Raw genomic sequence first — 25857 nt, 5'->3', positions numbered from 1 at the left:
GATGCCTCCGTGCTCAATCGGTGGGGAGGGTGGCGGCGGCGGGGCTCTCTGTGTTCAGGAACAACTCGATCACCGGGACCGGGGTGTCCGGTTTCCGGATGGGGAGCTTGAGGGTGAGCGTGCCTGCCGGCTGCCCGCCCATCTGGGTGTTCTGCGCGGTCTGCCCGGGATCGGTGTGGACCTGCTGGATCTCCGAGGCGTCGTTGAGCAGCTGGGCGTAGCGCACCCGCCCGGCCATTCCCGGCAGGTGGACATGGTTGAGCGGCCAGGCGAACAGGTGCAGGTAGAGCCGGTCGCCGTTCTGTGTGAAGCGGCAATCGTGAGGAGCGGTGAACCCGGCGGGCCCGCAGCCGCGGATCGACCGTTCGTGCCGGTCCATCCAGCGACCGAGTTCGGCGAGCACTCCCCGGGCGAGCGGGTCGATCTCGCCCCGGCCGTTCGGGCCGACGTTGAGCAGCAGGTTGCCGTCCTTGGAGACGCCGTCGATCAGCATCCGGAGGAGCAGTTCGGGGCTCTTGTAGTCGAAGTTGTCGCGGTCGTAACCCCAGCTGCCGTTGAGGGTCTGGCACGCCTCCCACACCACCGGGACGCCGTCGCGGGTCATCGGCCCGGACGGCTGGTACTGCTCGGGGGTGATGAAGTCGCCGGGGATCCCGGTCCGGTCGTTGACCAGGATGCCGGGCTGGAGTTCGCGGACCAGTTCGAGCAGGCCGGGGGAGTCCCAGTCGTCCGGTCCCTTGCCGCCCCACCATTCCTTGCGGCCCTGGTAGGAGAAGTCGAAGAACAGGTAGTCGACGGTTCCGTAGCGGGTCAGCAGTTCGCGGATCTGGCCGTGCAGATAGCGCTGGTACTCGGCGATGTCCGCGTCCGCGGTGGCGGCGATGTGCTCCGCGTCGTCACGGCGGGGATGGGTGCCGTCGACGGGGAACGAGGGGTGGTGCCAGTCGATCAGCGAGTGGTAGAAGCCGACCTTGAGGCCTTCCTCGCGGCAGGCGTCGACGAACGGGCCGAGCAGATCCTTGCCGTACGGGGTGTTGGTCACCTTGAAGTCGGTGAGATCGCTGTCCCACAGGCAGAATCCGTCGTGGTGCTTGGTGGTGAGCACGACGTAGGTCATGCCCGCGGCCTTCGCGGCGCGTGCCCATTCCCGGGGGTCGTACTTGTCGGGCTCGAAGTGATCGAAGTAGACGCGGTACTGCTCGTCGGTCAGCTTCTCGCGGTTCTGGACCCATTCGTGCCGGGCGGCCAGCGAATACAGTCCCCAGTGGACGAACATCCCGAACCGGTCGTGGGTGAACCAGGCGGTGGAACTCACTTCAGGATCGCTCCTCTGAGATGGTGGGTCAGCCCTTCAGCGCGCCCGAGGCGAGGCCGCGGACGAACGAACGCTGGAAGAACAGGAACGCGGCTACCGAGGGGAGCAGCGCCAGCAGCGACGCGGCCATGATCACGCCGGGCGTCACGTCCGAGTCGATGCGCAGGGTCCGCAGCGCCAGCGGCAGCGTGTAGGTCGAGGCATCGGTCGAGACCAGCAGCGGCAGCAGGTACTGGTCCCAGATCATCGTGAAGCCGAAGACACCGATGACCCCGAGCGCGGGCTTGCACATCGGCAGGATGATCTGCGCGAAGATCCGCAGGTCCCCGGCACCGTCGATCCGCGCCGCCTCTTCGAGTTCGCGGGGCACGTCCTTCATGAACTCGGTCATCACCAGGATCGAGAACGCCCAGGCGCCCAGCGGCACGATCATCCCGGCCAGGCTGCCGATCAGATTGATGTGCACCAGGGGCAGGTCGGACAGGATCAGCGACAGCGGGATCGCGAGGATCTCCTCCGGCAGCATCAGCGTCGCCAGTGTCGCGACCAGCACCAGCGTCATGAAGCGGAACTTCTTGCGTGCCAGGGCATAACCGGCCAGCACCGAGACGACGACCTGCAGCAGCAGGCCGAAGCCGACCACCAGGAACGAGTTGAGCAGGTACATCCCGACGCCCTGGTCGAACGCGATGCCGAAGTTCTCCAGGGTGGGGCTCGACGGGATGATGCTGAGCGCCGTCGGGTCGGACACGTCGCTGAACGCGCTGACCAGCAGTGCCAGCAGCGGGCCCGCGAACACCAGGAGCAGCAGGGTGTACAGGACGAACCTCAGGATCCGTCCGCCCGGCGACTTGACGGCGTCGAGGCCGAGTGCCGAATCGTTGGCCGCGGTCATGCGTCTCGCCTCCGTCGGAGCACCTGGACGAACAGGGTCAGGACAAGCGTGGCGAGGAACAGTAGGACCGCTCCCGCCGCGCCGACGCCCAGCCGGTTCTGTTCCAGGCCGAGTTTGTAGATCAGGGTCATCGCCACCTCGGTCGAGCCGTTCGGCCCGCCGTTGGTCAGCAGGAACACCTCGGTGAACACCCGCAGGCCGCGGATCGCCGCGAGGATGAACAGGATCGAGAACACCGACCGCAGGCCGGGCAGCGTCACGTGGAGGATCTTGCGCCAGCGGGAGGCACCGTCCACAGTGGCCGCTTCGTAGAGTCCTCGGTCGATCCCGGCCAAGCCCGCGAGGAAGATCATCATGTCGTACGGCGCCCCGCGCCAGATACCGGTGATGATGACCGAGATCATCGACGTGTCGGGATCGTTGATGAAGCCCGACGGCCCCAGCCCGACCATGCCGAGGATGGAGTTCAGCATTCCTTCCTCGGTCGGGTGGTACATGATCCGCCAGAGTTCGGCGACCACCGCGATCGGCACGACCACCGGCAGGAACGCCGCCGACCGCAGGAACTTCAGCCGTTTGCTCTGGCCCTCCATCAGCAGGGCGAGCGCGAGGCCGATGATCATCGACCCGGCCGTCTGCCCGACCGCGATCACGATGGTGTGCCAGATGGCGGAGTGGAACGCCTCGTCACCGAGGACGGTGCTGTAGTTCTGCCCGCCGACCCACTGGTTTCCCAGGTAAGGCTGGACGTCCTGAAAGGACATCGTCACCGCGGTGATCATCGGGATGAACTTGAAGTACACGAACAGGATCAGGGCGGGGGCCAGGAACAGCCATGGCGTCCACCACCTCCCGTCGCGATCGCTGCGCCTGCGGCCCTTCGGCGCGGGCGCCCGCTTGCCGGCGGGACGGTCCGCGCCGACGGCAGCCGGCTTGGCGTGATCTACGGTCATGACGCGCTGATCCCCTGTTGCTGCAAGGTCGCGGTGAGCTTGGTGTCGAGTTTGGACAGTTCCGCCTTGAGGTCGAGCTTGCAGTCGGCGACGAGCGCGCTGACCGTGTCGGCGGTGTCCTGGCGGACCGGCGTCCAGTTCGGGATGGTCGGCGCGTAGTGGCCGGACGTGGCGTAGATATCCGCGTAGGTCTTCCATCGCGGGTCCTTGCGGACCTGGGTGATGTCGACGTTCTTGTTCACCGGGAGCTGCACGATGAAGGCCGATTCGCCCTCCATGCCGATCTTCTGGCCCTCGGCCGAAATCGCGAAGTCACCGAAGGCGTCCTGCCCGGCCTGGTTCGGCGAACCGGCCATCATGTAGATCGACAGCCCTTCGGCGAGGACGTCGGAGTTCTTGGCGCCCTTCGGCATCGGGACGACTTCGTACTTGTCCTTGCCGAGCGACTTGTCGAAGCGCGGCAACAGATACGGGCCGACGACGTACATCCCGGCCTTGCCCGCCTCGAAGGTCTCGTTGGTCGCCGGGGTCGGCATGGTGACCGAACCGGGCTGGATCGCGTTGTCCTTGCAGCCGAGGTCGCGGAACCACTGCATCGCGGCGACGGATTCGGGCGTGCTCATCGACGGCTTGTACTTGCCACCACCGGTCTCGGTGATGAAGTCGCCGCCCGCGGCCCACAGGAAGTTGGAGAAGTACCAGGAGGCGTAGCCCCGCTTGGTCGACAGCGTCGCGTTCATCCCGGCGGTGTCGTTCTTGCCGTTGCCGTCAGGGTCGCCGGTGGTGAAGGCCTTGGCGAGATCCGCCAGTTCCGGCCAGCTCTGCGGGACGCTCTTGCCGAGCTTCTCCCGCCAGTCCTTGCGGATCAGCAGTGCCGAAGCCTGTGCGCTGTAAGGCAGGCCGTACAACTTGCCGTCCGAGGTCTGGTTCGACTTCAGCGCCTGCTCGGTGAGTTCCGAGGCGTGCTTGATCTTGCCCTGTTCGACTTCACGGACGAGACCCTGGCTCTTCAACGTGCCCAGCTGCGTGACGTCGTTCATCACGATGTCCGGCAGGTCGCGCTGGGCGGCGCGCTGGGCCAGCTTCGTCTCGAAGTCGTCGAAGATCGCGGTGACCTGCACCTTGAACCCGGTGGCCTTCTCGAAGGCTTCCGCGAGCCGTTTGGTGCCCTGCTCGCCGGCGCCGCCGGGAGTGGTCCGGGTCCACAGTTCCAAAGGCGCCTTGGTGTCCTGCGCGACGTTCGTTCCGGCGGGGCCTGCCGAGCAGCCCGAAAGGACCAGCGCTGAGACAGTGAGTCCCACGCCGATCCACCGCGATTTCCGCATCGCTTCTCCTGTTCACTGTGGACCACGCTGTCTACTCCGCTGGGGACGGTAAGCGCTTTCCCGGCTCCGGGTCAATGGTCCGATGATTACGAATTTCAATCGGCCGGGTTCGCCATTGTGCGGGACTTGCCGCTCGTGGACCGGCTCAGGCATCCGATGTATGGTCGCCGACGGAGGCATAGATGACGGAACTGCAGCACCGGCCGACGGCGGTCCTCGTGATGGAGGAACGCCGCCGCGGCGACGTTTACCCCGACACCGTCCTGCGGGAGATCGCCGCGCTGGCGCAGCTGCGCGAGCCGCTCACCCGTGAACGGCTCGCCGAGGACCCCGGGGCACTGGACGGCGTCGAGATCCTGCTGTCCGGCTGGGGTGCCCCGGTCCTGGACTCCGCCCTGCTGGGACACGCGCCGGACCTGCGCGCCGTACTCGTCGCGGCCGGCTCGGTCCGCCCGCTGACCACCCCCGAATTCTGGGCACGGGGGATCCCGATCGTGTCCGCCGCGGCCGCGAACGCCATCCCGGTCGCCGAGTTCACCCTGGCCCAGGTCCTCTTAGGACTGAAACAGGTGCACCGGATCTCCCGGGAGATCCGGGAGCGGCGCGAGTACCCGTCCGACCCCAGGGTCGCCGGCGCTTACCGCTCCAAGGTGGGGTTGCTCGGCCTCGGCGAGATCGGTGCTCTCGTGGCCTCGCACCTGCGGACCTTCGACGTCGAGGTGCTGGCGAGTGACCCCGTCGTCGACGCCGAGGCCGCCGCCGAACTTGGCGTGCGGCTGGTGGACCTGGACGAACTTTTCGGCACGTCCGCGGTGGTCAGCCTGCACGCGCCCCTGCTGCCGGAGACCGAGGGGCTGGTGAACGGCGACCTCGTAGCCAAGATGGGCCTAGGCGCCACCCTGATCAACACCGCCCGCGGCGCCGTCGTCGACGAGCCGTCGGTCATCCCGGTGCTGCGCGACCGTCCCGACCTCACGGCGATCCTCGACGTCACCTGGCCCGAGCCGCCGGTGCCCGATTCGCCGCTTTACACCCTGCCGAACGTGGTGCTGACCCCGCACCTGGCCGGGGCGCTGGGCGCCGAGCGAGCCCGCATGGGTGAACTCGTCGTCCGCGAGCTGCGCCGGTTCGTGCTCGGACAGCCGCTGCAGCACGCCGTCGCGCCGGATCGGGCACACCTGCGGGCGTAGGTTCAGTCCTCTCCTTGCGATCAGCCGGGACACGGCATAATTCGCCCGATCGGGTAGGGGCAAGGTGGCCGTGTTCGCGTGCGCGGGATGTGGCGCCGAGCTGACGTCGCCGGTTTCGTGGGTCGCGCTCCCGGCCCATGCCCGCTACAGCTAGATCGGCGCGGACGCGGCCGAAGCGCGAGGCGTGTTCGCTCCCGTTTTGTCCCTTTCGGACGGTCTGGGGGGATCGATCGTCGTGGCCCCGGGAGATCCCGGATGCCGTGCGAGCCACGTCCGACGACGCACTCCCGAAGACTCCGGCCGGCCGGATGAAGGCGTGCCGCCGGTCGAGCCGCCGGGGCTGTGGAGCCCGTATTGGGCGGCTGCCGCCGGCGAGGCGCTGGCTCATCTGCTCGCCGCTTCGGAGGGCAAGGCGATCGCCCTTCCGGAAGGGCTCGTCACAGCCATCTTCGGGCCGGTTCGGCTGAGGTCCACAAAGGACCGCCGGTCACTCCGTCCAGTTCCGGACGGCCGGGTGGTACCCCGCCGGTTTGTCGCCCACCTTGACGCCGGGGCTGATCACCCAGTTCTGGTAGGCGGGCGTGAACATCCGGTAGACCGACTCGGGCGGCACGGCACTGGCCTCGTCGAGGATCGCCCGCAGTTCCGGCGGTAGCTCGAAGTCCAGTGCGGCCATGCTCGCGCCCAGCTGGTCCGCGCTGCTCGCACCGACGATCGCCGAGGCGACACCGGGCTGCGTGGCGACCCAGTTGATCGCGACCTGGGCCATCGTCACGCCGAGCTTGCCCGCGACCTCTTCCAGCGGCTTCAGCAGGTCCCAGTCTCGTTCGGTCCACGCCTTGCCGGCATTCCCCGGGTCGTTCAGCCGTCCTTCGCCCGCCGGACCGCGGTCGTCACGGCGGTACTTGCCGGTCAGGAATCCGCCCGCCAGCGGACTCCACGCCGTCACGCCGAGCCCGAGATTCTGTCCCATCGGGACATGTTCGGTCTCGATCGTCCGCTCCACCAACGAATAGGGCAGCTGCAGGTTCACCACGGGCGTGAGGGAATGCGCCTCCGCGAAGGTCTGCGCCTTCGCGGCGTACCAGGCGGGCACGTCGGAAAGCCCGGCGTAGCGGATCTTCCCGGCCCGGACGAGGTCGTCGAAAGTGCGCATCACCTCTTCGACCGGCGTGACCCGGTCCCAGGTGTGCAGCAGGAACAGGTCGACGTGGTCGGTGCCCAGACGCCGCAGCGACCCCTCCAGTGCCCGGATCAGGTGCTTGCGCCCGTTGCCGCCCGCGTTGGGGTCGCCGGGGTCGACGCTGTTGGTGTACTTGGTGGTGAGCACGACCCGGTCCCGCACGTTCGCTTCGGCGATGAGGCGGCCGAGGATGGTCTCACTTTCGCCCGCGGTGTAGAAGTCCGCGGTGTCGATGAAGTTCCCGCCCGCTTCCAGATACCGGCGGAAGATCGGACGGACCTCGTCTTCGGTCTTCCCATAGGCGGCGTGGAAACCGCCGGTGCCGAAGTTCATCGTGCCGAGCGCGAGCCTGCTGACGCGCAGACCGGACCGGCCGAGCAGGTAGTACTGATCCAGTGTCATCGAAGGAACTCCCAAGGATTCGTCTCAGTGGAGTTCACGCTAGGACCGCCGCCGGGGCCGCGGCGCCCGTCGGACGACGTCATCGGTGTAAGTCACCGTGACACTTTCCGGTGATACGCCGCTGAACAGGAGTGATCCGGGGAATATCCCAGACACCAGGCACTGGGGAGTCGAGAGAGGAAAGCACGATGAGATCTCGTATCGCCGCTCTGGCGGCCGCTGTCACGCTCATGGTCTCCGCGGGCGCCATCGCGGCCTCGCCCGCTTCCGCGGAAGGGGTTCCCGGGAAGCCGAACCAGTTCTACGCCTACTGCGCCGTCGATCTGCTCGGCATTCCGTTGGGCTGCACGGAGACCGACGCCGAGCACGCGTCGCATATCTGCCAGTACGTGCTGACCGGGTTCGGGCTGGGACTCGACTGCCTCCAGCGCTGATTCAGAGGCCGTCCTCCCGGACCATCCTGCGGAGTTTGCGCAGGGCGCGGTGCTGGTTCACGCGGACCATGCCCGGTGTCACGTGCAGGACCGCGCCGGTCTCGGGAGCCGACATGCCCACGGTGACGCGCAGGTGGACGACGTCCCGCTGAATCCCGGGCAGAGTGCGCATCAGCCGGGTCAGGCGGTCGTGGCCGTCGGCGGCGAGAGCCTGCTTCTCGGGTTCGTTGGGCTCGGCCGTCGCGCGGTCGGGGACCTCGGGCGTGGGTTCGGACCTGTCCCGCGCCCGTCCCAGGAAGGCGGCGGTGACCTTGCGGGCCGCGATCCCGAGCACCGCCGCGAGGAAGGAGCCACCGGTGGTCCGGGCGGTCGGGAGGGCGGTGAGCACGGCCAGGCAGGTTTCCTGCGCGACGTCGTCCGCGGCGACGACCCGGGTCTCGGCCTTGTCCATCCGGCTCCGGCAGTACCGCATGACGACCGGGCGGAGCAGGCCCATCAACGCCTGAGTCGCGGCGGGGTCGCCGCCGCGAGCGCACGGGACCAGGGACTCGAGATCCGCGGTCAGCGCGCTGTCGTCAAGGGGAGGAGCCGCCCCCGGCGCATCGCCGGGGGCGGTCCAGGTCAGACGCGTTCCCAAAGCGCCGGGACGTTGGGCGGTTCCCAGCCCACCTGCGAGGTGTGCGGCTGGATCACCCGGTAGTTGCTGCCGCCGAAGGTGGCGGTCGCTCCCGAGCCGTAGTAGGTGTACGGCGCCCAGGTGCCGCCCGGCGGGTTCGACGTCGTCGGGCTGGTCGGGGTGGTGGTCGGCGTCGTGGTGGTGCTGGACGGCGGGTTGCCGGTCACGGTCAGACGCAGGCTGTAGACGCTGAGGATCTCCGAGATCGGCTGGAAGTAGATGGTGCCGCCGGAGGTGCAGTTGCCGGAGCCACCGGAGGTGACGCCCTGCGCCTGGTCGCCGGTGATCCACGAACCGCCGGAGTCACCGGGCTCGGCGCACGCGTTCGTCCGCGTGAGACCGGTGATCGTGCCCTCGGGGTAGGTGACCGAGGTGTTCTTCTGCAGGATGGTGCCGCAGCGCCAGCCGGTGGTGGAACCGGAACGGCAGACCGAGGAGTTGACCGGAGCCTCGGTCGAGCCCGCGACCGGCACGGTGCCCGGGTAGCGGTTGACCAGCGCGCGCGGGGTGTTGCCCGCGTCGGCGCGGACCCAGGCGTAGTCGTTGCCCGGGAAGCTGGAGCCGACGACGACGCCGCTCGGGTTCGAGGTGCGGGTGCCCGCGGTGCCACAGTGCCCGGCGGTCACGAAGCCGCCATCGACCGCGAAGCCGATGGAACAGCGGCCCGAGCCGAAGGTGTAGGCGTTGCCGCCGATGATGTCGATCAGCGGAACCGGGTTCTCGGTGCTGGTCTCGACGCGCACCAGATCGCCCTGCACACCGGACTTGACCACCCATGACTTGGCCGCGGCTTCGCCACCGGCGTTGGCCAGGACGACGATCGAGTTGGTGGTGACGTCGGTGTACCAGCCGGGGACGGTTTCCGGCGCCTGGGCGGATTTGGCGTCCAGCTGCAGTTTCGCCGCGTCGAGCTGGCCGGCGCTGCGGGCGACGGTCTTCGGGGTCGCGCCGCTCGCGCGCACCAGGTCGGCGTGTGCGGCGTCGGTGATGGCCACGGTCAGCGTGGTGCCGGTGCCGTCCAGCCAGGATCCGGCGTAGGAGGTGCCGAGCTGCTTCTTGAGTGTGGTGTCGGCGACCGCGGCACGCTGCTCGCTCGCGAGCCGGACCTTGGCCTGTTCGGGGCTGATCTTCAGGTCCCGGGACATCGCGGCCAGCATGTCGGACTGGGCCTGCTCGGCCGCCGTGACAGTCTGCCCGGCATTCGCGCTCGGGGTCAGGACGATGGCGGTGACCAGCCCTGCACCGGTGATCGCCGCGGCGGTGGCGGCTAAGATCTTTCTGTTCATTTCGACGCTTCCTTGGAACGGGCGGGGGAGGGGGATTCGTTCCCGACCGTACGAGGCGCATCACTTAACTGGTACATACCATTTGGGTCATACCACCCGGCTTGAGCGCCAGGCGGTATGACGGTTTGGCGAACGTTATGGCCAGTTGAATCCGTTGTTGCGCAAGGGATTCAGCTGCGTTGTGAGTGGACTGGACCTTTCGGTCCGTCAAGGTGTCCTTGTCGTCAATACCGTACTTTTGACGGGTATGGCAAAGGTCGAGCCGGAAGTTCTCACGGGGTGAGGAGGTCGACGGCACGTCCTGATCGGACGGTTTGGGTATGGTCGGGTGAGCAGTCGCAGACAGTGACGGGAGAAATGCCGCGCCATGCCGCTTTTCGGACGGGAAGCCGAGCTGAAGGACCTGGGAGAGCTCGTCGACGGGCCTTCGGAATGCGCCGGTGTCCTCATCCGAGGCGAAGCAGGCGTCGGCAAGACCGCCCTCGTCGCGGAAGCCGTCGCCGCGGCGACGGTCGCCGGTCTGCGAGTGCTGCGCACCACCGGTGTCGAGGCGGAGCGGAACTTCGCCTACGCGGGGCTGCATCAGTTGCTGTACCCCGTGCGGGCCGGTGCGGACGCCTTGCCCGCGCCGCAGCGTTCCGCGCTCTGGACCGCGCTGGGTCTCGCCGAGCCGGCGGAACCGAACGCCTACCTGGTCGGGCTCGCCGCGCTGACGGTGCTCGCGGAGGAGGCGGCGGCCAAGCCGTTGCTGATCGTCGTCGAGGACGCGCACTGGCTCGATCGCGCGAGTGCCGACGCGCTCGCGTTCGTGGCCAGGCGGATCGAGGCGGAACCGATCGTCCTGATCGCGACGATCCGGGACGGCGAGCCTTCGCCGCTCCAGGACGCCGGACTGCCGTCGATGGACGTCGAACGGCTGCCCGACGAGGTCTCCGCGGAACTGCTCGACGCCGTCGCCCCCGGGCGCACCTCATCCGTCCGGGACCGGCTGCTCGCCCAGGCCGCGGGAAACCCGCTGGCCCTGACCGAACTGCCGTCGGCCGTGCCGGACGCCGCCGGGCTCGACCCGGTGCTGCCCTTGACCGAACGGCTGGAACGCACGTTCGGGGCGCGGACCACCGCGCTGCCGGAGCCGACCCGCGCCGCTCTGCTGATCGCGGCGCTCAACGAAACCGGCTCGGTCGCCGAGGTGCTCGCGGCCACCGGGGTCCTGCTGGGCACTGAGGTCGAGCCGGACGTCCTGGCTCCCGCCGTCGACGCTCGCCTGATCGACCTCGAGCCCCGAACGGTGACCTTTCGCCATCCGCTGATGCGCTCGGCCATCCCGGGCGCGGCGGCGGTCGAGCGACGACGGCGCGCTCACCTGGCCCTCGCCGAAACACTGGGCGATCAGCCCGACCGGCGGGCCTGGCATCAGGCCGTCGCGACCACCGGGACGGACGAAACGGTCGCGACCGCACTGGAGCGGGCCGCAGACCGTGCCCAGCATCGAGGCGGGGCCGCGGCCGCGATCGCGGCGCTGGAACAGTCGGCCCGGGTGAGCGCCGAGCCGGGCAGACGGGCCGGCCGGTTGCTGCGCGCCGCCGAAATCGCCGTCGAATCGGGCGGACGCGGGACGGCCGAACGGCTGGTGCGGGAAGCGCGGTCCGAGGATCTCTCGCCGCTGCAGCGGTCCACCGCGAGCTGGCTGCTGAGCGGGTTCGAAGACGGTGTGCGCGAAGACGTTTCCCGCGTGCTGGAACTGGCGAAGCTGGCCGAGTCGGTCGCCGCAGACGGCGAGCCCGACGCGGCGATGCGGATCCTCTGGGGAGCCGCCATGCGCTGCTTCTGGGTCGAGCCCGGCCTGGACGCGCGGAGGTCGCTGCTGGCGGTGGCCGACGGGCTCCCGATCGAGAACTCAGACCCGCGTCTGGTCGCGGTCTCCGCCTACGTCGCGCCGTTCGAGCGGGCCGAGACCGTGCTCGGCGAGCTTCGCGGACTCGCCGCCCAGACCGGTGCCGACCCGGAAACCGACCGCTACCTCGGCAGCGCGGCCCTGCAGATCGGCGCGGTCGACCTGGCCGCGCGGTTCTCCGCCGCCGCCGCGCCCGGCCTTCGCGCGCAGGGCAGGCTCGGGCTGCTGCCCCGCGCCTTGGCGGTCCAGGCGTGGAGCCGTGTCCGTCTCGGCGACCTCGCCGCGGCGGTACCGGTCGCCGCGGAAGCCGCGAGATTCGCGCGGGAGACCGGTCAGCCGTTCATGTACGGGCTCGCCACCGCGGTCCAGGCCGAGATCGCCGCACTGCGAGGCGAACACAAACAGGCCAAGACGCTGGCCGACGAGGCCGAGCGGGCCGGGCTCGCCGCGGGCGCCCGGCCGGTGCTCGCGACCGTCCAGCTGGCGCGGGGGATCGCGGCGTCGAGCGAGGGCCGCTTCGACGACGCGTTCGCCGACCTGCGCCGTCTGTTCGACCCTGCCGATCCCGCCTGCCAGCTGGCCTTGCGCGTCTACTTCGTCGCGGAACTCACCGAAGTCGCGATGCGGGCGGGACAGGTCGAGGCGCTGCGGGACATCGTGGCGGAGATGGAGAAGCTGGCCGAGTCGACGCCGGCACCGGCGCTGCACCTCGGCCTGCGCTACGCCCGCGCCGTGCTCGCCCCGAACGACGGCGCCGAGGAACTCTTCGAGACAGCGTTGCACGCAGACCTGAACGGGTGGCCGGCGGAACGTGGACGTCTGCATCTGGCGTTCGGTGAATGGTTGCGGCGGCAGCGCCGCGTGGTGGAGTCGCGGGCGCACCTGCGCACCGCCCGGGAGACGTTCGACGCGCTCGGCATGACCGCGTGGGCCGAACGCGCGCGCCGGGAACTGCGGAGCGCGGGGGAGTCGAGCCCGAACCGCGGCCCGGACGCGCGGGACAAGCTGACCCCGCACGAGCTGAGCATCGTCCAACTGGCCGCGGAGGGCCTGACGAACCGGGAGATCGGGCAGCGGCTCTACCTGTCCCACCGCACGGTGGGCACGCACCTGCACCGGATCTTCCCGAAACTGGGCGTGAGCTCGCGCGGAGAACTGGCCGGTCGTGAGTGGTAATGACGGTGAGAGCGGATGCTCATTTGTGTACTCATGCCTTGAGTCCGATCTAGGTCGTCTGCGTTTAGTCCTCTGGTTGCGTTCTCCCTGTGGGGTCGCTGGTCCGTGAAGGCCTCCTTGAGGGACTCAGAGTCCCTCAAGGAGGCCTTCACGGTCGTTTGCCTGGACGGCATGTGGTGAGCGGCACCCGGCCCGGCAAGCGCCATACCCGCCACAGTGGGTACACAAATCAAGGTTCACCAGAACCGTCATTACCACTCACGAGTCAGGCCACGGTGGCGTCGAGCGTGACCTCGATGTTCCCGCGCGTCGCCTTCGAGTACGGGCACACCAGGTGCGCGCCTCGGACCAGTTCGTCGGCGGTCGCCTGGTCGATACCGGACGCCTCCAGGTGCAGCACGGCGCTGAGCTTGAACTCGTCGGCCTCGTTGTCGTGGTGCAGGGTCACCTCGGCGACGACGGCGAGGTCGTCCAAGCGCACCTTTTTCGCGCCCGCGACCCGACGCACGGCGCCGACGAAGCAGGACGCCCAGCCCGCGGCGAAGAGCTGCTCGGGATTCGTGCCGTCGCCGGCGCCACCGAAGGCCTTCGGTACCGCGAGGCCGACGTCGAGTGCGCCGTCGTCGGAGGTAGCGCGGCCGCCGTTGCGGCCCTCCGCGGTCGAAGTGGCGACGGCGGTGTAAGTGGTTTCAGACATGGCTCCAAGGTAGGAATCCGGCGGAGGCGGCGGCGACCGTCGGACGACGTCATCCGTGTACGTCACCCTCAGGGGACCTACGCCGGTGACTAGGTGCGCAGCCACACCGCCGTGTCCGTCGGGAGTTCACCCTCGACCGGGTCGCTGGACAGGAGCACTTCGCGGTGCGGTGGAAGCGAAACCGGCGAGGCGGAGAAGTTCAGCACGAAGGTGAACCCCGGTCCCCGGGTGAAAGCGAGCACCCCGTCGCCGAGCGAGAGCCACTCCAGATCACCGGGTCCGAGCGCGGGCAGTTCCTCCCGCATCCGCAGCCCCGCGCGGTACAGCCGCAGCATCGACGCCGGATCGGTCGCCTGCGCCTCCGTCGTGCTGGACCGCCATTCCTCGGGCTGGGGCAGCCAGGTCCCGCCCGTGCCGAAACCGAACGGCGGGGTGTCGCCGGACCAGGGGAGTGGCACGCGACAGCCGTCCCGGCCGGGGTCGGCGCCGTTCGTCCGCGCCCACACCGGATCCTCCCGGAGTTCGTCCGGGATGTCCTCGATCTCCCACAGGCCGAGCTCTTCCCCTTGGTACACATACAGACCGCCGGGCAGCGCCAGGGTGAGCAGCGCCGCCGCCCGCGCCCGCCGGGTGCCGAGTTCGCGGTCCACCGGCGTGCCGTGCAGCCGGTCGGCGAAGGCGAAACCCGTGTCGCCGTCACGCCCGTAGCGCGTCACGTGGCGGGTGACGTCGTGGTTCGACAGCACCCAGGCGGCGGGAGCGCCGACTTCCCGGTGCGCCAGCAGAGTCCGCTCGATGGCGTCCTGGAAGCGCGCGTGATCCCACGGGCACACCAGGAAGTCGAAGTTGAACGCCGCGTGCAGTTCGTCGCGGCGGAGATAGCGCGCGGCGCGGGACATGTCGGGCAGCCACATCTCGCCGACCAGTACCCGGTCGCCCGGGTAGCTGTCGGCGATCTTGCGCCACGAGCGGTAGATCTCGTGCAGCCCCTCCTGATCCGAGAACGGGGTTTCGTCGCCCTCCTCGACATCAGGAAGCCGCGGGTCCTTCACCAGACCGTCGGCGACGTCGATGCGGAAGCCGTCCACCCCGCGGTCGAACCAGAACCGCAGCACATCCTCGAAATCCGCGCGGATCTCCTGGTTGTCCCAGTTGAAATCCGGCTGGCGCGAGCTGTAGAGGTGCAGGTACCACTCGCCGTCGGGCACCCGCGTCCAGGCGGACCCGCCGAAGCGTGACTTCCAGTTGTTCGGTGGCTCGGCGCCGTCCGGGCCGAGGCCTGGCCGGAACCAGAACCGTTGGCGCTCCGGCGATCCCGGCTCGGCCGCGAGCGCTTCCTGGAACCAGCGGTGTTCGTCGGAGCAGTGGTTCGGCACGATGTCGATGATCACGCGGATGCCCTTGGCGTGCGCCGCGACGATCAGTTCCTCCGCCTCGGCGAGTGTGCCGAACAGCGGGTCGATGTCGCGGAAGTCGGCGACGTCGTAGCCGCCGTCGTCCATCGGTGACGGGTACCACGGGGTGAACCAGATCGCGTCGATCCCCAGTTCGGCCAGGTAGCCCAGCCGCGCGCGGACGCCGGCGAGGTCGCCGACGCCGTCGCCGTTCCCGTCGGCGAAACTGCGGATGTAGACCTGGTAGATCGCCGCGCTCCGCCACCATCCGGCGGTGGCGGACTGCCCCAATGCGGTCACGAAATGCCCTCCTCATCGTTGTGAAACCCCGAGTGCGGCGAAAAAATCAGCCTTTGACGCTGCCGGCGGTGAGCCCGGCGAGGATGTGGCGCTGGAAGGCCAGGAACAACGCCACCATCGGCAGGCTGGCCAGCACCATGCCGGCGACCAGCACGTTCAGCGGCATGTCGATGGCGACGCGCTGCAACATCACCGACAGCGTCTGCTTTTCGGTGTCCGGGAACACCAGCAGCGGCCAGATGAAGTCCTTCCACGCGGCGACCACCGCGAGGATCGACACCACGGCGAGGATCGGCCGCGAGATCGGCAGGATGATCCGCCACAGCGTGCGCACCGGCCCCGCGCCGTCGAGCCGCGCGGCCTCGATCAGCTCGTCCGGGATCTGGTCGAAGAACCGTTTCAGCAGATAGATGTTGAACGCGTTGGCCGCGGCGGGCAGCCAGACCGCCGCCGGTGAGTTGATCAGGTTGACGTGCAGGATCGGCAGATCGGTCACCGTCACGTACGTCGGCACCAGGAGTGCCGCCGCGGGCAGCATCAGCGTCACGAGCATGAGCCCGAGGACGACGTTGCCGAACTTGGGCCGCAGCTTCGACAACGCGAACGCCGCCGGAACGTCGATGGCCAGCTGGGCCAGCCACGCGCCACCGGCGACGATGAGTGTGTTGAGGAAGTACTTCCCGAGGCTCAGCTGATCCCACGCGTCGGCGAAGGTCTCCGGATGCCACTCGTTCGGGATGAACGTGGCCGGCGTCTGCGCCAGTTCCTGCGGCGACTTCATCGCGCCCGTCACCGCCCAGTACAACGGGAACAGGAACGCGATCACGAACAGCAGCAGCGTGCAGGTGAACACGACGGCGTAGCCGATCTTTCCCCGGCGGGTGCGCAGGGTGCCGGGGGAGACGAGCGTCCTCATGAGAGGTCCGCCTTCCGGGTCAGGCGCACGTACAGCGCGGAGAACAGCCCGAGCGCGACGAACAGCAACAGGCTCAACGCGCTGGCCGAGCCGAAGTCGTTGTAGACGAAGGCATAGCGGTACAGCAGCAGGAGCACGGTGACGGTGGAATCGTCCGGCCCGCCGCCGGTCATCACATACGGTTCGGTGAACACCTGCATGGTCGCGACGACCTGCAGCAGCAGGAGGACGAGCAGGACGAACCGGGTCTGCGGCAGGGTGACGTGGATCAGGCGCTTCCACATCCCGGCCCCGTCGAGTTCCGCGGCTTCGTAGAGCTCGCCGGGAATCGTGCCCAGCGCGGCGAGGTAGATCAGCGTGGTGCTGCCCATGTTCGCCCATGTGGAGACGAAAACCAGCGACAGCATCGAGGTGTCGCTGGAATCGAGCCACTGGCCACCGGACAGGCCGACGGCGTTGAGCGCCGAGTTGAACAGGCCGGAACCCGGGTCGTAGAACCACTTCCACATCAGCGCGGTGACCACCGGCGGGAGCATCACGGGGAGGTACACCGCGAGCCGGAAGAACGCCTTGGCGTGCCGGAGTTCGTTGAGCAGCACCGCGGTCAGGAACGGCACCACGAAGCCGAACACCAGTGCCAGCAAGGTGAACAGCAGGGTGTTGCGCCAGGCGACGCCGAAGAGCGGGTCTTGGAACAGCCGGGTGAAGTTGTCGAAGCCGACCCAGCTGGGCGGGTTGACGAAGTCGACCTGCTGGAAGCTCAGCAGGACGCCGCGCACGATGGGGTACCAGGAGAACAACGCGAAAACGATGAGCGCGGCGCACAACAGGCCGTACGCGGTCAGGTTCTCCTTGACCTTGCGGCGGAACCGGACGCGGCGGCGTTCGGCCGCGGACGCGACCGGGCGACCGGCCCGCGACGAAGACGCCGCGGGCCAGTCGAGGACGCTACTTGACTTGGGCGAGGACACTGTTGACCTTCGACTCTGCCGACGAGAGCTGCTGATCGATGTTCGCGTTCTGGTCGGTGAGCACCGCTTGCATCACGCTGTCGAGAACGGCGTAGACCTGCTGCGCGTTCGGCGGCTCGATGCTGCCCTTGATCTTCGAGCTGGCATCCACATAGGACTGGAAGTTCTCGGCGGGAACGTTGGCGTGCTTGGTCTTCAGTGCGATCTGCTGGTCGCGGATCGCGCCCTGCCAGATGTCCGGCGTCGGCTCGGCAGGCAGCCCGACCGGCTGCTTGCCGTCGACGTACTGCTGGACGTGCTTCTCGAAACGCTCCGGGTTGAGGTACTTCCACCGGACCCATTCGAGGCCTGCCTTGATCTTCTCCGGCGAGGCCTTGGGATTGATCATGTAGCCTTCGCCGCCGAGCAGCGTGCCCTGCCCGCCCGGCATACCGGCGACACCGTAGTCCTCGTACTTGCCGTTGAACTGCTTGACCAGCACCAGGACGTTGTCCGGGGCGGCCATGTACATGCCGAGCTGGCCCGCGCCCATCATGCGCTGGACGTCCTGGGCTTCGAGCAGCTGCTTGCTGCCCATGGTGTTGTCGGTCCAGCGCATGGAGTGCAGCTGGTTGAGGGCGGCCTTGGCCTTCTCGTTGTTGAAGGCGGCGACCCACTTGTCGCCGTCCTTGCGGGCGACCTCGCTGCCCATCGAGTAGAGCCAGCTGGTCAGGTGCCAGCCACCCTGGTTGTTCTTGCTGTAGTCGGCGTATCCGACGGTCCCGTTGCCCAGCGCGGAAATCTTCTTCGCGGCCTCGCGGACCTCGTCCCAGGTCTGCGGCGGCTTGTTCGGGTCGAGGCCGGCCTTCTGGAACAGCGGGCGGCTGTAGAGCAGCCCCATGCTGTAGTTCATCGTCGGCAGCCCGTACAGCTTGCCGTCGGAGCCGCGGAAGTTGTCCAGCAGCTCAGGTTTGATGTCGTTGAAGTTCTTCAGGCTCTTGGCCGCTTCGGTGATGTCGGCCGCCTGGCGGCGCGTGATGATCTGCGCCGGGTCGGTGAAGTAGACGTAGTAGACATCCTCGAGCTGTCCGCCGGCGAGCTTGGCGGAGAACGTCTTCGGGTCCATGAACCCTTCGTGGGGTTCGATGTCGATGTCCGGATGGGACTCCTCGAACTCCTTGACGTCGGCGTCGAACACGCTGCGCTCGAACGGCTGGCTGGTCGGGGGCTGCCCGGTGACGGTGATCTTGACCTTGCCTCCGGTGCCGGCCTCGTCGCCGGTGCCGGACCCGCAGGCGGCCACCCCCAGAGCGAGCCCACCCGCGGCGAGCAGACAGAACATTCGGCGGCGCACGGTCGGGGACCAAGTGCTGCTCATCTCAAAGCCTCATCTCGGGATCGCGACGGCTGTCACGTGATTGCGGTCACTCTAAAGTGAAGACCAGATTGACGCAATAACTCGATGATAACTTGCAACTTACCGACAATGCCTGTCGGCGAACGCAACTAGGCACCCCTCGCGGTACTTGAGTGCGAGAGGTGCCTAGGTGTGGAGCGGGGAGTGACTACCGGCGGGCGGTGGAGCCTCGGACGACGAGTTCGGGCGCGAACAGCAGTTCCTCGGCCGCCACTTCGCCACCGTTTATGCGCTTCACCAGCAGTTCCACCACCGCTCGGCCCATCGCTTCGATCGGCTGGCGGGTGGTGGTCAGCGGCGGGTCGGTGCAGTTCATCAGGGCCGAATCGTCATAGCCGACCACCGAGATGTCTTCCGGTACCGAGAGGCCCTGCCGCCGGGCCGCGCGGATCGCGCCCAGTGCCAGCAGGTCGCTCGCGCAGAGGACGGCCGTGGCCCCGCGCGGGTACAGCCGCGCGGCGGCCGCGTGCCCGCCCTCGATGGAAAACATCCCGTGCTCCACCAGTTCGTCGAGCACCGGCAGGCCGAGTTTCGCGGCGTAGGAACGGAAAGCCTCGAGCTTGCGCCGAGAAGGCACGTGATCGGTCGGCCCGAGCACCAGCCCGATCTTCTCGTGCCCGAGCGAGCTCAGATGCCCGACGACCTGCTCGACGGCCACCGCGTCGTCACACGAGATCTGCGGCAGGCCGAGGTGGTCGACGGCGGCGTTGATCAGCACGGTCGGGAGCTGGCGTTCGGCCAGGTGGTGGTAGTGCGAATGCACCGCGTCGGCCTGGGCGTACATACCGCCGGCGAACACCACGCCCGAAACCTGTTGCTGGAGCAGCAGTTCGACGTACTCCGCCTCGGACACCCCGCCCGCCGTGCGCGTGCACAGCACGGGGGTGAAGCCCTGCTGGGCGAGGGCGTTGCCCATGATTTCGGCCAGTGCCGGGAAGATCGGGTTCTGGAGTTCGGGCAGCACCAGCCCGACCAGGCGGGCGCGATCCCCGCGCAGCTGGGTCGGCCGTTCGTAGCCCATCACGTCCAGCGCGGTGAGAACGGCGGCCCGGGTGGTGGCGGAGACCCCGGACCGGCCGTTGAGCACCCGGCTGACCGTGGCTTCACTGACCCCGACCTTGCGGGCGACTTCGGCAAGACGACGCGTCATGGCTGAAACTTTACAGCAAGCGAGCGCAAAAGTAAGACAGATCCCGTCAAGCCCTGCTCACCCGGAAGTCCCGCGCGGACGGAACCAAGGCGGCGGCGCCTGGCGCGGCGAAGCAGACGACGGCGCACACGGCCAGCACCGGTACCGCCCCGAACTGGTCGATCGCGGGTGCGATCAGCGCCAGCCCCGCCGGTGCCAGCCCGTACGAGAACAGGAAGTCCAAAGAGGACACCCGGGCGAGCTTCCCGGGCTCGACCTCTCGCTGCGTCGCGGTGAACCACGGGACGTTGAACAGTTCGATCCCCAGCCCGGCGACGACGTAGGCGGCGATGACGAACGCGGGGTGCACCGGGAACAGCAGGCTCAGCGGTGCGAATCCGTAGCAGGCGAGCCCGATCAGGGCCGCCCGGCCTTGGTGTCGCGGCCGCCAGCGGGAGATGACGACGGCGCCCGCGAGCGCGCCGAGCGTGTACGCGGTCAACGCGGCGGCCAGCACGGCTTCGGTGCCGTAGCGGTCGCGGCTGACGAGCGGGAGCACTACGCCGGTGGCGGAGTAGCCGGTCGCGATCACGGCGGTCAGCGCGCCGAGCCCGGCCAGGAACCACGGGTGCCGCCGGGCTTCGCGGATCCCGTCGGCGAACTCGCCGAAGAACCTGGCCTTGGCGGCCGGCGGCGCCGGGTTGTGCGTGCCCTGCGGCGGGATCAGCGCCGCGCACAGCCACAGCACGCCGGTACCGATGACCAGAACCGACGTCGAGGCGACCACGGAGAGCAGTGCGGTGAGACCCGGGGCGACCAGTGTCGTGACCCGCACCGCCAGCGTCATCGCGGCGTTGGCCTGCTGACGCTGGTCGTCGGCGATCACCTCCGCGGTCAGCGCCTGGAACGCCGGGCGGCACGCGCCCTGTCCGACCCCGACGACGGCGGCCGCGACGGCCATCAGCAGGAGGGAGCGGCCCATCCCGACGGCGATGAGCGGAGTGGCGAGGCCCGCGATGAGGCCGGCCCAGAGCACCACCTGACGGCGGGAGTGCCGGTCGGCGAGGACACCGGCCACGGGTACGGCGACGAGGAACCCCGCGGTGCGCGTGGCCAGCACGATGCCCAGGTCGACGGCCGAAAGAGAGCGTTCGAGCACGGCCAGCCCGAGGATGAACGGCAACGCCCAGGTCGCCAGCCCCGAAGCGGTGTTGCCGGTCCAGAGCCGCGCGAACGACAGGCTGCGGAACACCGGAACCGGCTTCCTCCGGATGTCGTCGGTCAAGGTGGATCGCTCCTCAGCTCACGGGGAATCGATGGTCGGCGAGCCGGAAGAATAACGAACGGATAACTCAGCAGGGCTCGAGTGATCCCCGATCGATCCCACTCCGTAGTACCCGATATGGCCCGGGCGTCCTTGATGCGCGACAAGGGCACCGATCGCGCTCTAGTCTGCGTCGCGTGCGCGTGCTGACTCCGACTCGAGGGCTGCCACGGCGCCTCCGGGGCGGAGCCGTGGGGCTGCTGACCGGCATCCTGGCCACCGGCGCCCACCTCGGCGCCAACGGGCGCGTCCCCGATCTGGGCCTGGTGGTCCTGCTCATCGCCCTGCTGAGCTGGGTGGCCTACGCGTTCGCGGGGCGCCGGCGTGGTCCCCTCGTCATCCTCGGTCTCGTGGCCGGCGGGCAACTGGCGATGCACGCTTCCCTCACCTTCCTGGCGTGGGAAGCGCACTCCCACCACGCCGAGACCTCGGAAAACGGCCTGCTCATGACGGCGGGCCACGCGATCTCGACCCTCGTGGTGGTCGCGGTACTGGCCGGCGCGGAACGCGTGCTGTTCGCGCTCATGACCCTGATCGCCTCGGTGCTGCCGCGACGGCTCGCACCGCGGCTCGCGACGGCGCCGTTGCGGATCCATGTCCCGCTCGCGGTGGAGCACCCCGCGACCGAGGCACTCCTGCGTGACGTGCTCTCCCGGCGCGGTCCGCCGGTGTCGTTCGCCTGATCCCCGAAACCCTGCCGAGGCCCGTGTCCCGGCAGGTTTTGCGCACGCGCGCCGTGACCGTCCCGGCGCGTGGTGCGGGCGTTCGCCACCCCACCGACGCATCAGGAGTTCCCTCATGGCAACACGAATCGAACCGACCACGAGTCCACCACGCACGACGGCCTGGCGTGGGCTGTTCCTCCGTCTGCACTTCTACGCCGGCGTTCTCGCCGGACCCTTCGTGCTGATCGCGGCGCTCACCGGCGTCCTGTACGCCGCCACGCCCCAAATGGAGTCCTGGATCTACTCCGACCAGTTGGAGGCGCCCGTCGGTCTGCATCAGGCGTCCCTCTCCGACCAGGTGAAGGCGGCGCAGACGGCCAATCCCGGCGGCGATCTGGTCGCCGTCCGTCCCGCTCCCGAGCCGGGCGACACGACCCGCGTCCTCTTCTCCGAGGAAGGGCTGGGGGAGTCCGAACGCCGGGCGGTGTTCGTCGACCCCGCCACCGCTCAGGTGCGCGGCGACCTCGTCGCCTACGGCACGAGCGGCGCGCTGCCGTTCCGCACGACCCTCGATCAGTTGCACCGCAATCTCTTGCTCGGCGAGCCGGGGCGGCTGTACAGCGAACTGGCCGCGTCATGGCTGTGGGTCGTCGCACTGGGCGGCTTGGTGCTGTGGGTGAGCCGCCGCCGGGCCCGCCGGAACGAGAGCGCCGAGAAGGCCGAGTCCGTGCGAGGGAAATCGGTCCGCCGGCACGGAACGATCGGTCTCTGGGTCCTGCTTGGTGCGCTGTTCCTGTCCGCCACGGGCCTGACGTGGTCGGCCTACGCGGGCGAGAACGTGTCCGACTTGCGTGCCTCCCTCGGCTGGGAAACACCGGCGCTCAAGGTCGCGGGCGGTGGTGAACACGCAGGCCACTCCGGCCACGGGGACGTGCCCGCCCCTCCGGTCGCCGATCAGCCCGAGCGGGTGGACGCGGTGCTGGCCGCGGCCCGCGCCGGCGGGATCGACGCCGCCGACCTGGAGATCGGGCTACCCGCCGAGCCGGGTTCGCCTTGGAAGGTCACGGAAGTCGGGCGCGGCTGGCCGACACAGGTGGACGCGGTCGCGGTCGACGGCGGTACCGGGCAGGTCCTCGGCGAGGTCCGGTTCGCCGACTACCCGCTGATGGCGAAGCTCGCCCGGTGGGGGATCGACGCGCATATGGGCGTGCTGTTCGGCTGGCCCAACCAGATCCTCCTGCTCCTGCTCGGCGCGGGCCTGGTCACGCTGGTCGTGCTCGGCTACCGCATGTGGTGGAAGCGCAGGCCGACCCGTGCCACCGGGCTGACCTTCGGGCGGCCCATTCCGCGTGGGCAGTGGCGGAAGGCGCCGCGTGTGCTGGTGGCCGGCCTGGTCGTGCCGGCGGCGGTGATCGGCTGGTTCATCCCGCTGCTCGGCATCAGCCTGGTGCTGTTCCTGGTGATCGACCTCCTTCTGGGCTTGCGATCGCGTGGCCGGTCCGAACCGGAATCGGACGTCACGGTCTAGCCGTCGTCAAAGGTTCGAGGCTGGGTCGACACCGGTGAGTTCGACGCTCGCCGTCCACAAACGGGCGGCGAGCCCGGTGTCGGCCAGCTTGCCGCGGATCGGCTCGAGCCGGGGCTCGCCGCGGAGACCGAACACGCGGGGACCGAACATCTCGCCGCCGCGCACGGCGGGGTCGAGTACCGCGCGGACAGCGGGCCATGCGCCGGCTTCCTTGCCCTGCAACAGAAGCCCGGCGGGGAACCGGCGCCCGCCGGGCGCCGGCTGCACCGTGGGGCGGGCCGGGGTCAGGGAATCCAGTGCGCCGCCGGGATGGTCGACCACGCTCAGCACCGTGCTCCCGGCCGCTCGCAGCCGCCGGTCGAATTCGAACGCGAAGAGCATCTGCGCCTGCTTCGAACGGGAGTAGGTGCGCTTGGGCTGGTAGTCCCGCTCGCTGTGCAGATCGTCCAGGTCAAGTTCCGCCGACTTGCCCACGAAGCTGCCTGTGGTGACGACGCGTCCGGCCTCCGCCGCTTCGAGCAGGGGCATCAGCCGGTGAACCAGCGCGAAGTGCCCGAGGTGGTTGGTGGCGAACGTCAGCTCATGACCCTCGGCCGTCTCCCGTCGCGGTGGCTCTTCCAGGAGTACGCCCGCGTTGCAGACGACCGCGTCGATCCGGTCCGTCTCCAGAGCGTCCACAGAGGACTTGATCGACGAGAGGTCGGCGAGATCCAGTCGGAGATGCGCGAGCCGTGCGTCCGGCACGTGGGACCGGATCGAGCTCATCGCGCTCTCGGCCTTGGCCGCGTTACGGCTCCCGAGGATCACGGTGGCTCCGGTACCCGCCAGTTGCTCGGCGACGAAGTATCCGATACCCGCGTTGCCGCCGGTGACCAGAAAGGTCCTGTCCTCGGCGCGAGGCAGGTGGTGCACGTCCCAGTCCGTCATGAGGTCTCCCCATCGAAATCGAAGTCACTCCGAATATACACACATTCCGAACTTGAAGTGACTTCGAGTATCGTGTACCTTGTGGGCATGGGACAGGGTGAGCCGGGCAGACGTGAGCGAAAGAAGGCGGCGACTCGCCAGGCGTTGTCCTCGGCGGCGCGGGAGTTGTTCCTGGAACGAGGCTTCGACAACGTCACCGTCGCCGAGATCGCGGACGCCGCGGACACGGCGGTGTCGACACTGTTCGCACATTTCCCGGGAGGAAAGGAGGCACTGGTCCTCGGCGACGGGCACGAGCGCGAGCGCGCACTGGCCGAGGCGGTACGGAACCGTGCCGAGCAAGTCACGATTCTGGAGGCGCTGCGGGAGTTCCTCGCGACTCGGGGTCCGTTCGACCCGGACTCCGATCCACGGTCCCGCCGTGTCGCGGATCTGGTGGTCTCCACCCCGGCCCTGCGTGCCTACGCCAGGACACTGTGGACGGGTTGCGAGACCGAGCTCGCGCGGGTGATCGCCGAACAGACCGGCCGCGACGAGGACGATTTCTCGCTGCGCCTGCTGGCTCGCTACGTGCTGGAGATCCCCGACCTGGCGGGGATCGAGCCGGATCCGCCCGCCGCGTTGGACGCCGCATTCGCTTCTCTGCACCGAGGTTGGCCCGGCCTCTGAACGGTCAGGCCGAGTCCTGTAAGTCAAGAAGCCCATCGAACAGACTCACAGGACCCGGCCTAGCCTGGTGAGATGAAAGGTCTGCTCCTGCGGCTTTCCGCGGTGGACGCCGACGCGGAAGCCGCAGTCCGGGTCATCGCCTACTTCGACGAACTCGTGGCCCGCCGGGCGCGTCTGTCGGATCTGGTGCGGGCCACCGCGGCGCTGGCGGACTGCGTCGCCGGGTTGCGGCGGGACGGATCGCCGTCGCCGCTGAGGTTCCGGCCCGACGGCGAACGCGCGGGCGACGCGGTCGCCGAGCCGGTGTCGGCGGACCTGGGCAGGGATCCGGCGGGCCAGGTGTGGTTGGAGCGCCCCGGTTCCCCCGGGCCGTTCGACGACCTCGTGCTGGAGCGGTTCGCGATGGCGGCGCGGGTGCTCGGCCCCGTCGTGCCCGCCGAACCGGCACCGCATCTGGCGGACCCCGCGCTGGTGGAACTACTGCTGGGGGAGCAGGCGGCGGAAGAAGACCGCGCCCGCGCCCTCCTGTTGCTCGGGCTGGATGCCGCGCGTCCGGTGCGGGTGGTGGCCGTCGGCACCGACGACGGACGTGATCCCGGAGTGGCCGCGGTCGGTCTCCTGGCTCGGGGCGGCCCGCTGCCCCGGCTGCACGTGGCGGTGGTCGGGGAGGTGGCCGCGGTCCTGCTGCAACCGCGCGACGACTCGGTGGTCGAGTCGCTGCGGTCCGCGCTCGCCGACCGGGCTCGCGAACGCGAGACCACCGGGGGCGTGCGGGTCGGCGTCGGCGACACCGTGCCGGGGCTCGAGGCACGCCGGTCCTGGCTGCAGGCCCGGCTGGCCGAACGGTTCGCCGTACCAGTGGCGGAACCGGTGGTGGTGCACGGCGAACTCGGCTCGCTCACCCTGCTCGCCGAGGTCCCGGTGACCCGGTTGCGGGCACAGGACGACGTCCGGGCACTGGACGTGCTCGCCGCGACGCCGACCGGGGCGGCCGACGTCGCGGCACTGGAAGCGTTCTGCCGTACGGGATCCCTGCGGCAGGCCGCGGTCGCGCTGCACCGTCACCACAGCTCGGTGGCAGCGCGCCTCGCCCATGTGGAGGACGCGCTGGGCTGGCGGCTGGACGAGCCGGGCGACCGGTTCCGAGCCCGTCTCGCCTTGCTCGCCCGCCGCCTGGCACAGCGCGGTTAAATTACCCAGCGCGGTTAAATT

The 25857-nt window shown here is 69.1% G+C and carries 22 protein-coding genes; 7 read left to right on the top strand and 15 right to left on the bottom strand.

Features of this window, described 5'->3' with window-relative positions; translation table 11 throughout:
- Positions 1–13 precede the first annotated feature (13 nt).
- The 4 genes from ACLJRL_RS16900 to ACLJRL_RS16885 are packed head-to-tail and all read right to left on the bottom strand — an operon-like array spanning position 14 to position 4488.
- Complete coding sequence (locus ACLJRL_RS16900; protein ID WP_410657127.1) at positions 14–1315, bottom strand: alpha-L-fucosidase; 1302 nt, start codon at positions 1313–1315, stop codon at positions 14–16.
- Between the two features lie 28 nt (positions 1316–1343).
- Entirely contained in the window at positions 1344–2210 is an 867-nt protein-coding gene (locus ACLJRL_RS16895; protein ID WP_410657126.1) for a carbohydrate ABC transporter permease, read from the bottom strand.
- Positions 2207–3163: a carbohydrate ABC transporter permease gene (locus tag ACLJRL_RS16890; RefSeq protein ID WP_410657125.1), complete on the bottom strand. Its 957-nt coding sequence runs from the start codon at positions 3161–3163 to the stop codon at positions 2207–2209. Before ACLJRL_RS16890 ends, ACLJRL_RS16895 begins: the two co-directional genes overlap by 4 nt.
- Positions 3160–4488, bottom strand: a complete 1329-nt coding sequence (locus tag ACLJRL_RS16885) for an extracellular solute-binding protein (RefSeq protein WP_410657124.1) — start codon at positions 4486–4488, stop codon at positions 3160–3162. The genes ACLJRL_RS16890 and ACLJRL_RS16885 overlap by 4 nt, the downstream gene beginning before the upstream one ends.
- A 182-nt stretch (positions 4489–4670) precedes the next feature.
- Here ACLJRL_RS16885 and ACLJRL_RS16880 point away from each other — a divergent pair, with 182 nt between their 5' ends.
- Entirely contained in the window at positions 4671–5678 is a 1008-nt protein-coding gene (locus ACLJRL_RS16880) for a hydroxyacid dehydrogenase (RefSeq protein ID WP_410657123.1), read from the top strand.
- Between the two features lie 487 nt (positions 5679–6165).
- On the opposite strand, the gene ACLJRL_RS16875 is transcribed toward ACLJRL_RS16880, so the two are convergent.
- Positions 6166–7263, bottom strand: coding sequence for an aldo/keto reductase (locus ACLJRL_RS16875; protein ID WP_410657122.1), 1098 nt, complete (start codon positions 7261–7263; stop codon positions 6166–6168).
- Between the two features lie 188 nt (positions 7264–7451).
- On the opposite strand from ACLJRL_RS16875, the gene ACLJRL_RS16870 reads away from it, so the two are divergent.
- Positions 7452–7697, top strand: a complete 246-nt coding sequence (locus ACLJRL_RS16870) for a hypothetical protein (protein WP_410657121.1) — start codon at positions 7452–7454, stop codon at positions 7695–7697.
- 1 nt (position 7698) lies between these two features.
- On the opposite strand, the gene ACLJRL_RS16865 is transcribed toward ACLJRL_RS16870, so the two are convergent.
- Entirely contained in the window at positions 7699–8334 is a 636-nt protein-coding gene (locus ACLJRL_RS16865) for a sigma-70 family RNA polymerase sigma factor (RefSeq protein WP_410657120.1), read from the bottom strand.
- A complete protein-coding gene (locus ACLJRL_RS16860) occupies positions 8319–9659 on the bottom strand; it encodes an alpha-lytic protease prodomain-containing protein (RefSeq protein ID WP_410657119.1) in 1341 nt (446 codons plus the stop codon). The genes ACLJRL_RS16865 and ACLJRL_RS16860 overlap by 16 nt, the downstream gene beginning before the upstream one ends.
- A gap of 367 nt (positions 9660–10026) precedes the next feature.
- Between ACLJRL_RS16860 and ACLJRL_RS16855 the strand changes: the two genes are divergently transcribed.
- The gene (locus ACLJRL_RS16855) at positions 10027–12729 is read left to right on the top strand and encodes an ATP-binding protein (RefSeq protein ID WP_410657118.1); all 2703 of its coding nucleotides are present in this window, start codon (positions 10027–10029) and stop codon (positions 12727–12729) included.
- Between the two features lie 265 nt (positions 12730–12994).
- Here ACLJRL_RS16855 and ACLJRL_RS16850 read toward each other — a convergent pair whose 3' ends face one another.
- The 7 genes from ACLJRL_RS16850 to ACLJRL_RS16820 all read right to left on the bottom strand — a co-directional run bounded on the left by ACLJRL_RS16850 (position 12995) and on the right by ACLJRL_RS16820 (position 20784).
- The gene (locus tag ACLJRL_RS16850) at positions 12995–13426 is read right to left on the bottom strand and encodes an organic hydroperoxide resistance protein (protein WP_410657117.1); all 432 of its coding nucleotides are present in this window, start codon (positions 13424–13426) and stop codon (positions 12995–12997) included.
- Positions 13427–13515: 89 nt separating this feature from the next.
- On the bottom strand, positions 13516–15120 hold the full coding sequence (locus ACLJRL_RS16845) for a glycoside hydrolase family 13 protein (protein ID WP_410657116.1): 1605 nt from the start codon (positions 15118–15120) through the stop codon (positions 13516–13518).
- Between the two features lie 46 nt (positions 15121–15166).
- Positions 15167–16036 (bottom strand): carbohydrate ABC transporter permease, encoded by an 870-nt coding sequence (locus tag ACLJRL_RS16840; RefSeq protein ID WP_410657115.1) that lies wholly within the window; start codon positions 16034–16036, stop codon positions 15167–15169.
- Entirely contained in the window at positions 16033–17007 is a 975-nt protein-coding gene (locus tag ACLJRL_RS16835; protein ID WP_410657114.1) for a carbohydrate ABC transporter permease, read from the bottom strand. Before ACLJRL_RS16835 ends, ACLJRL_RS16840 begins: the two co-directional genes overlap by 4 nt.
- Positions 16985–18364 carry an ABC transporter substrate-binding protein gene (locus ACLJRL_RS16830; protein ID WP_410657113.1) on the bottom strand — a complete coding sequence of 460 codons (1380 nt, stop codon included), beginning with the start codon at positions 18362–18364 and terminating at the stop codon, positions 16985–16987. Before ACLJRL_RS16830 ends, ACLJRL_RS16835 begins: the two co-directional genes overlap by 23 nt.
- 187 nt (positions 18365–18551) lie before the next feature.
- A complete protein-coding gene (locus ACLJRL_RS16825) occupies positions 18552–19553 on the bottom strand; it encodes a LacI family DNA-binding transcriptional regulator (protein WP_410657112.1) in 1002 nt (333 codons plus the stop codon).
- Positions 19554–19599: 46 nt separating this feature from the next.
- Positions 19600–20784, bottom strand: coding sequence for an MFS transporter (locus tag ACLJRL_RS16820; RefSeq protein WP_410657438.1), 1185 nt, complete (start codon positions 20782–20784; stop codon positions 19600–19602).
- Between the two features lie 209 nt (positions 20785–20993).
- Here ACLJRL_RS16820 and ACLJRL_RS16815 point away from each other — a divergent pair, with 209 nt between their 5' ends.
- Positions 20994–21539: a hypothetical protein gene (locus tag ACLJRL_RS16815; RefSeq protein ID WP_410657111.1), complete on the top strand. Its 546-nt coding sequence runs from the start codon at positions 20994–20996 to the stop codon at positions 21537–21539.
- Between the two features lie 115 nt (positions 21540–21654).
- Positions 21655–23049 (top strand): PepSY-associated TM helix domain-containing protein, encoded by a 1395-nt coding sequence (locus ACLJRL_RS16810; protein ID WP_410657110.1) that lies wholly within the window; start codon positions 21655–21657, stop codon positions 23047–23049.
- Between the two features lie 6 nt (positions 23050–23055).
- Here ACLJRL_RS16810 and ACLJRL_RS16805 read toward each other — a convergent pair whose 3' ends face one another.
- Positions 23056–23976, bottom strand: coding sequence for an SDR family NAD(P)-dependent oxidoreductase (locus ACLJRL_RS16805; RefSeq protein WP_410657109.1), 921 nt, complete (start codon positions 23974–23976; stop codon positions 23056–23058).
- A gap of 87 nt (positions 23977–24063) precedes the next feature.
- Here ACLJRL_RS16805 and ACLJRL_RS16800 point away from each other — a divergent pair, with 87 nt between their 5' ends.
- Entirely contained in the window at positions 24064–24645 is a 582-nt protein-coding gene (locus tag ACLJRL_RS16800) for a TetR/AcrR family transcriptional regulator (RefSeq protein ID WP_410657108.1), read from the top strand.
- Positions 24646–24717: 72 nt separating this feature from the next.
- Positions 24718–25836 (top strand): helix-turn-helix domain-containing protein, encoded by a 1119-nt coding sequence (locus tag ACLJRL_RS16795; protein WP_410657107.1) that lies wholly within the window; start codon positions 24718–24720, stop codon positions 25834–25836.
- Positions 25837–25857: the final 21 nt, after the last annotated feature.

It is taken from the genome of Amycolatopsis sp. lyj-112 (assembly GCF_046549055.1).
In the GTDB taxonomy this organism is placed as follows: Bacteria; Actinomycetota; Actinomycetes; order Mycobacteriales; family Pseudonocardiaceae; genus Amycolatopsis.
Note: the sequence above shows the minus strand (reverse complement) of the source record. Positions and strands in the feature narration are given on the sequence as shown.

Excerpts from the sequence above, each read along its gene's own strand:
- ACLJRL_RS16855 (WP_410657118.1), top strand. The coding sequence starts at position 10,027 with ATGCCGCTTTTCGGACGGGAAGCCGAGCTGAAGGACCTGGGAGAGCTC.
- ACLJRL_RS16850 (WP_410657117.1), bottom strand. The coding sequence starts at position 13,426 with ATGTCTGAAACCACTTACACCGCCGTCGCCACTTCGACCGCGGAGGGC.
- ACLJRL_RS16800 (WP_410657108.1), top strand. The coding sequence starts at position 24,064 with ATGGGACAGGGTGAGCCGGGCAGACGTGAGCGAAAGAAGGCGGCGACT.
- ACLJRL_RS16860 (WP_410657119.1), bottom strand. The coding sequence starts at position 9,659 with ATGAACAGAAAGATCTTAGCCGCCACCGCCGCGGCGATCACCGGTGCA.
- ACLJRL_RS16810 (WP_410657110.1), top strand. The coding sequence starts at position 21,655 with ATGGCAACACGAATCGAACCGACCACGAGTCCACCACGCACGACGGCC.
- ACLJRL_RS16840 (WP_410657115.1), bottom strand. The coding sequence starts at position 16,036 with ATGAGGACGCTCGTCTCCCCCGGCACCCTGCGCACCCGCCGGGGAAAG.
- ACLJRL_RS16825 (WP_410657112.1), bottom strand. The coding sequence starts at position 19,553 with ATGACGCGTCGTCTTGCCGAAGTCGCCCGCAAGGTCGGGGTCAGTGAA.
- ACLJRL_RS16805 (WP_410657109.1), bottom strand. The coding sequence starts at position 23,976 with ATGACGGACTGGGACGTGCACCACCTGCCTCGCGCCGAGGACAGGACC.
- ACLJRL_RS16795 (WP_410657107.1), top strand. The coding sequence starts at position 24,718 with ATGAAAGGTCTGCTCCTGCGGCTTTCCGCGGTGGACGCCGACGCGGAA.
- ACLJRL_RS16880 (WP_410657123.1), top strand. The coding sequence starts at position 4,671 with ATGACGGAACTGCAGCACCGGCCGACGGCGGTCCTCGTGATGGAGGAA.
- ACLJRL_RS16870 (WP_410657121.1), top strand. The coding sequence starts at position 7,452 with ATGAGATCTCGTATCGCCGCTCTGGCGGCCGCTGTCACGCTCATGGTC.
- ACLJRL_RS16830 (WP_410657113.1), bottom strand. The coding sequence starts at position 18,364 with ATGAGCAGCACTTGGTCCCCGACCGTGCGCCGCCGAATGTTCTGTCTG.
- ACLJRL_RS16875 (WP_410657122.1), bottom strand. The coding sequence starts at position 7,263 with ATGACACTGGATCAGTACTACCTGCTCGGCCGGTCCGGTCTGCGCGTC.
- ACLJRL_RS16895 (WP_410657126.1), bottom strand. The coding sequence starts at position 2,210 with ATGACCGCGGCCAACGATTCGGCACTCGGCCTCGACGCCGTCAAGTCG.
- ACLJRL_RS16890 (WP_410657125.1), bottom strand. The coding sequence starts at position 3,163 with ATGACCGTAGATCACGCCAAGCCGGCTGCCGTCGGCGCGGACCGTCCC.
- ACLJRL_RS16885 (WP_410657124.1), bottom strand. The coding sequence starts at position 4,488 with ATGCGGAAATCGCGGTGGATCGGCGTGGGACTCACTGTCTCAGCGCTG.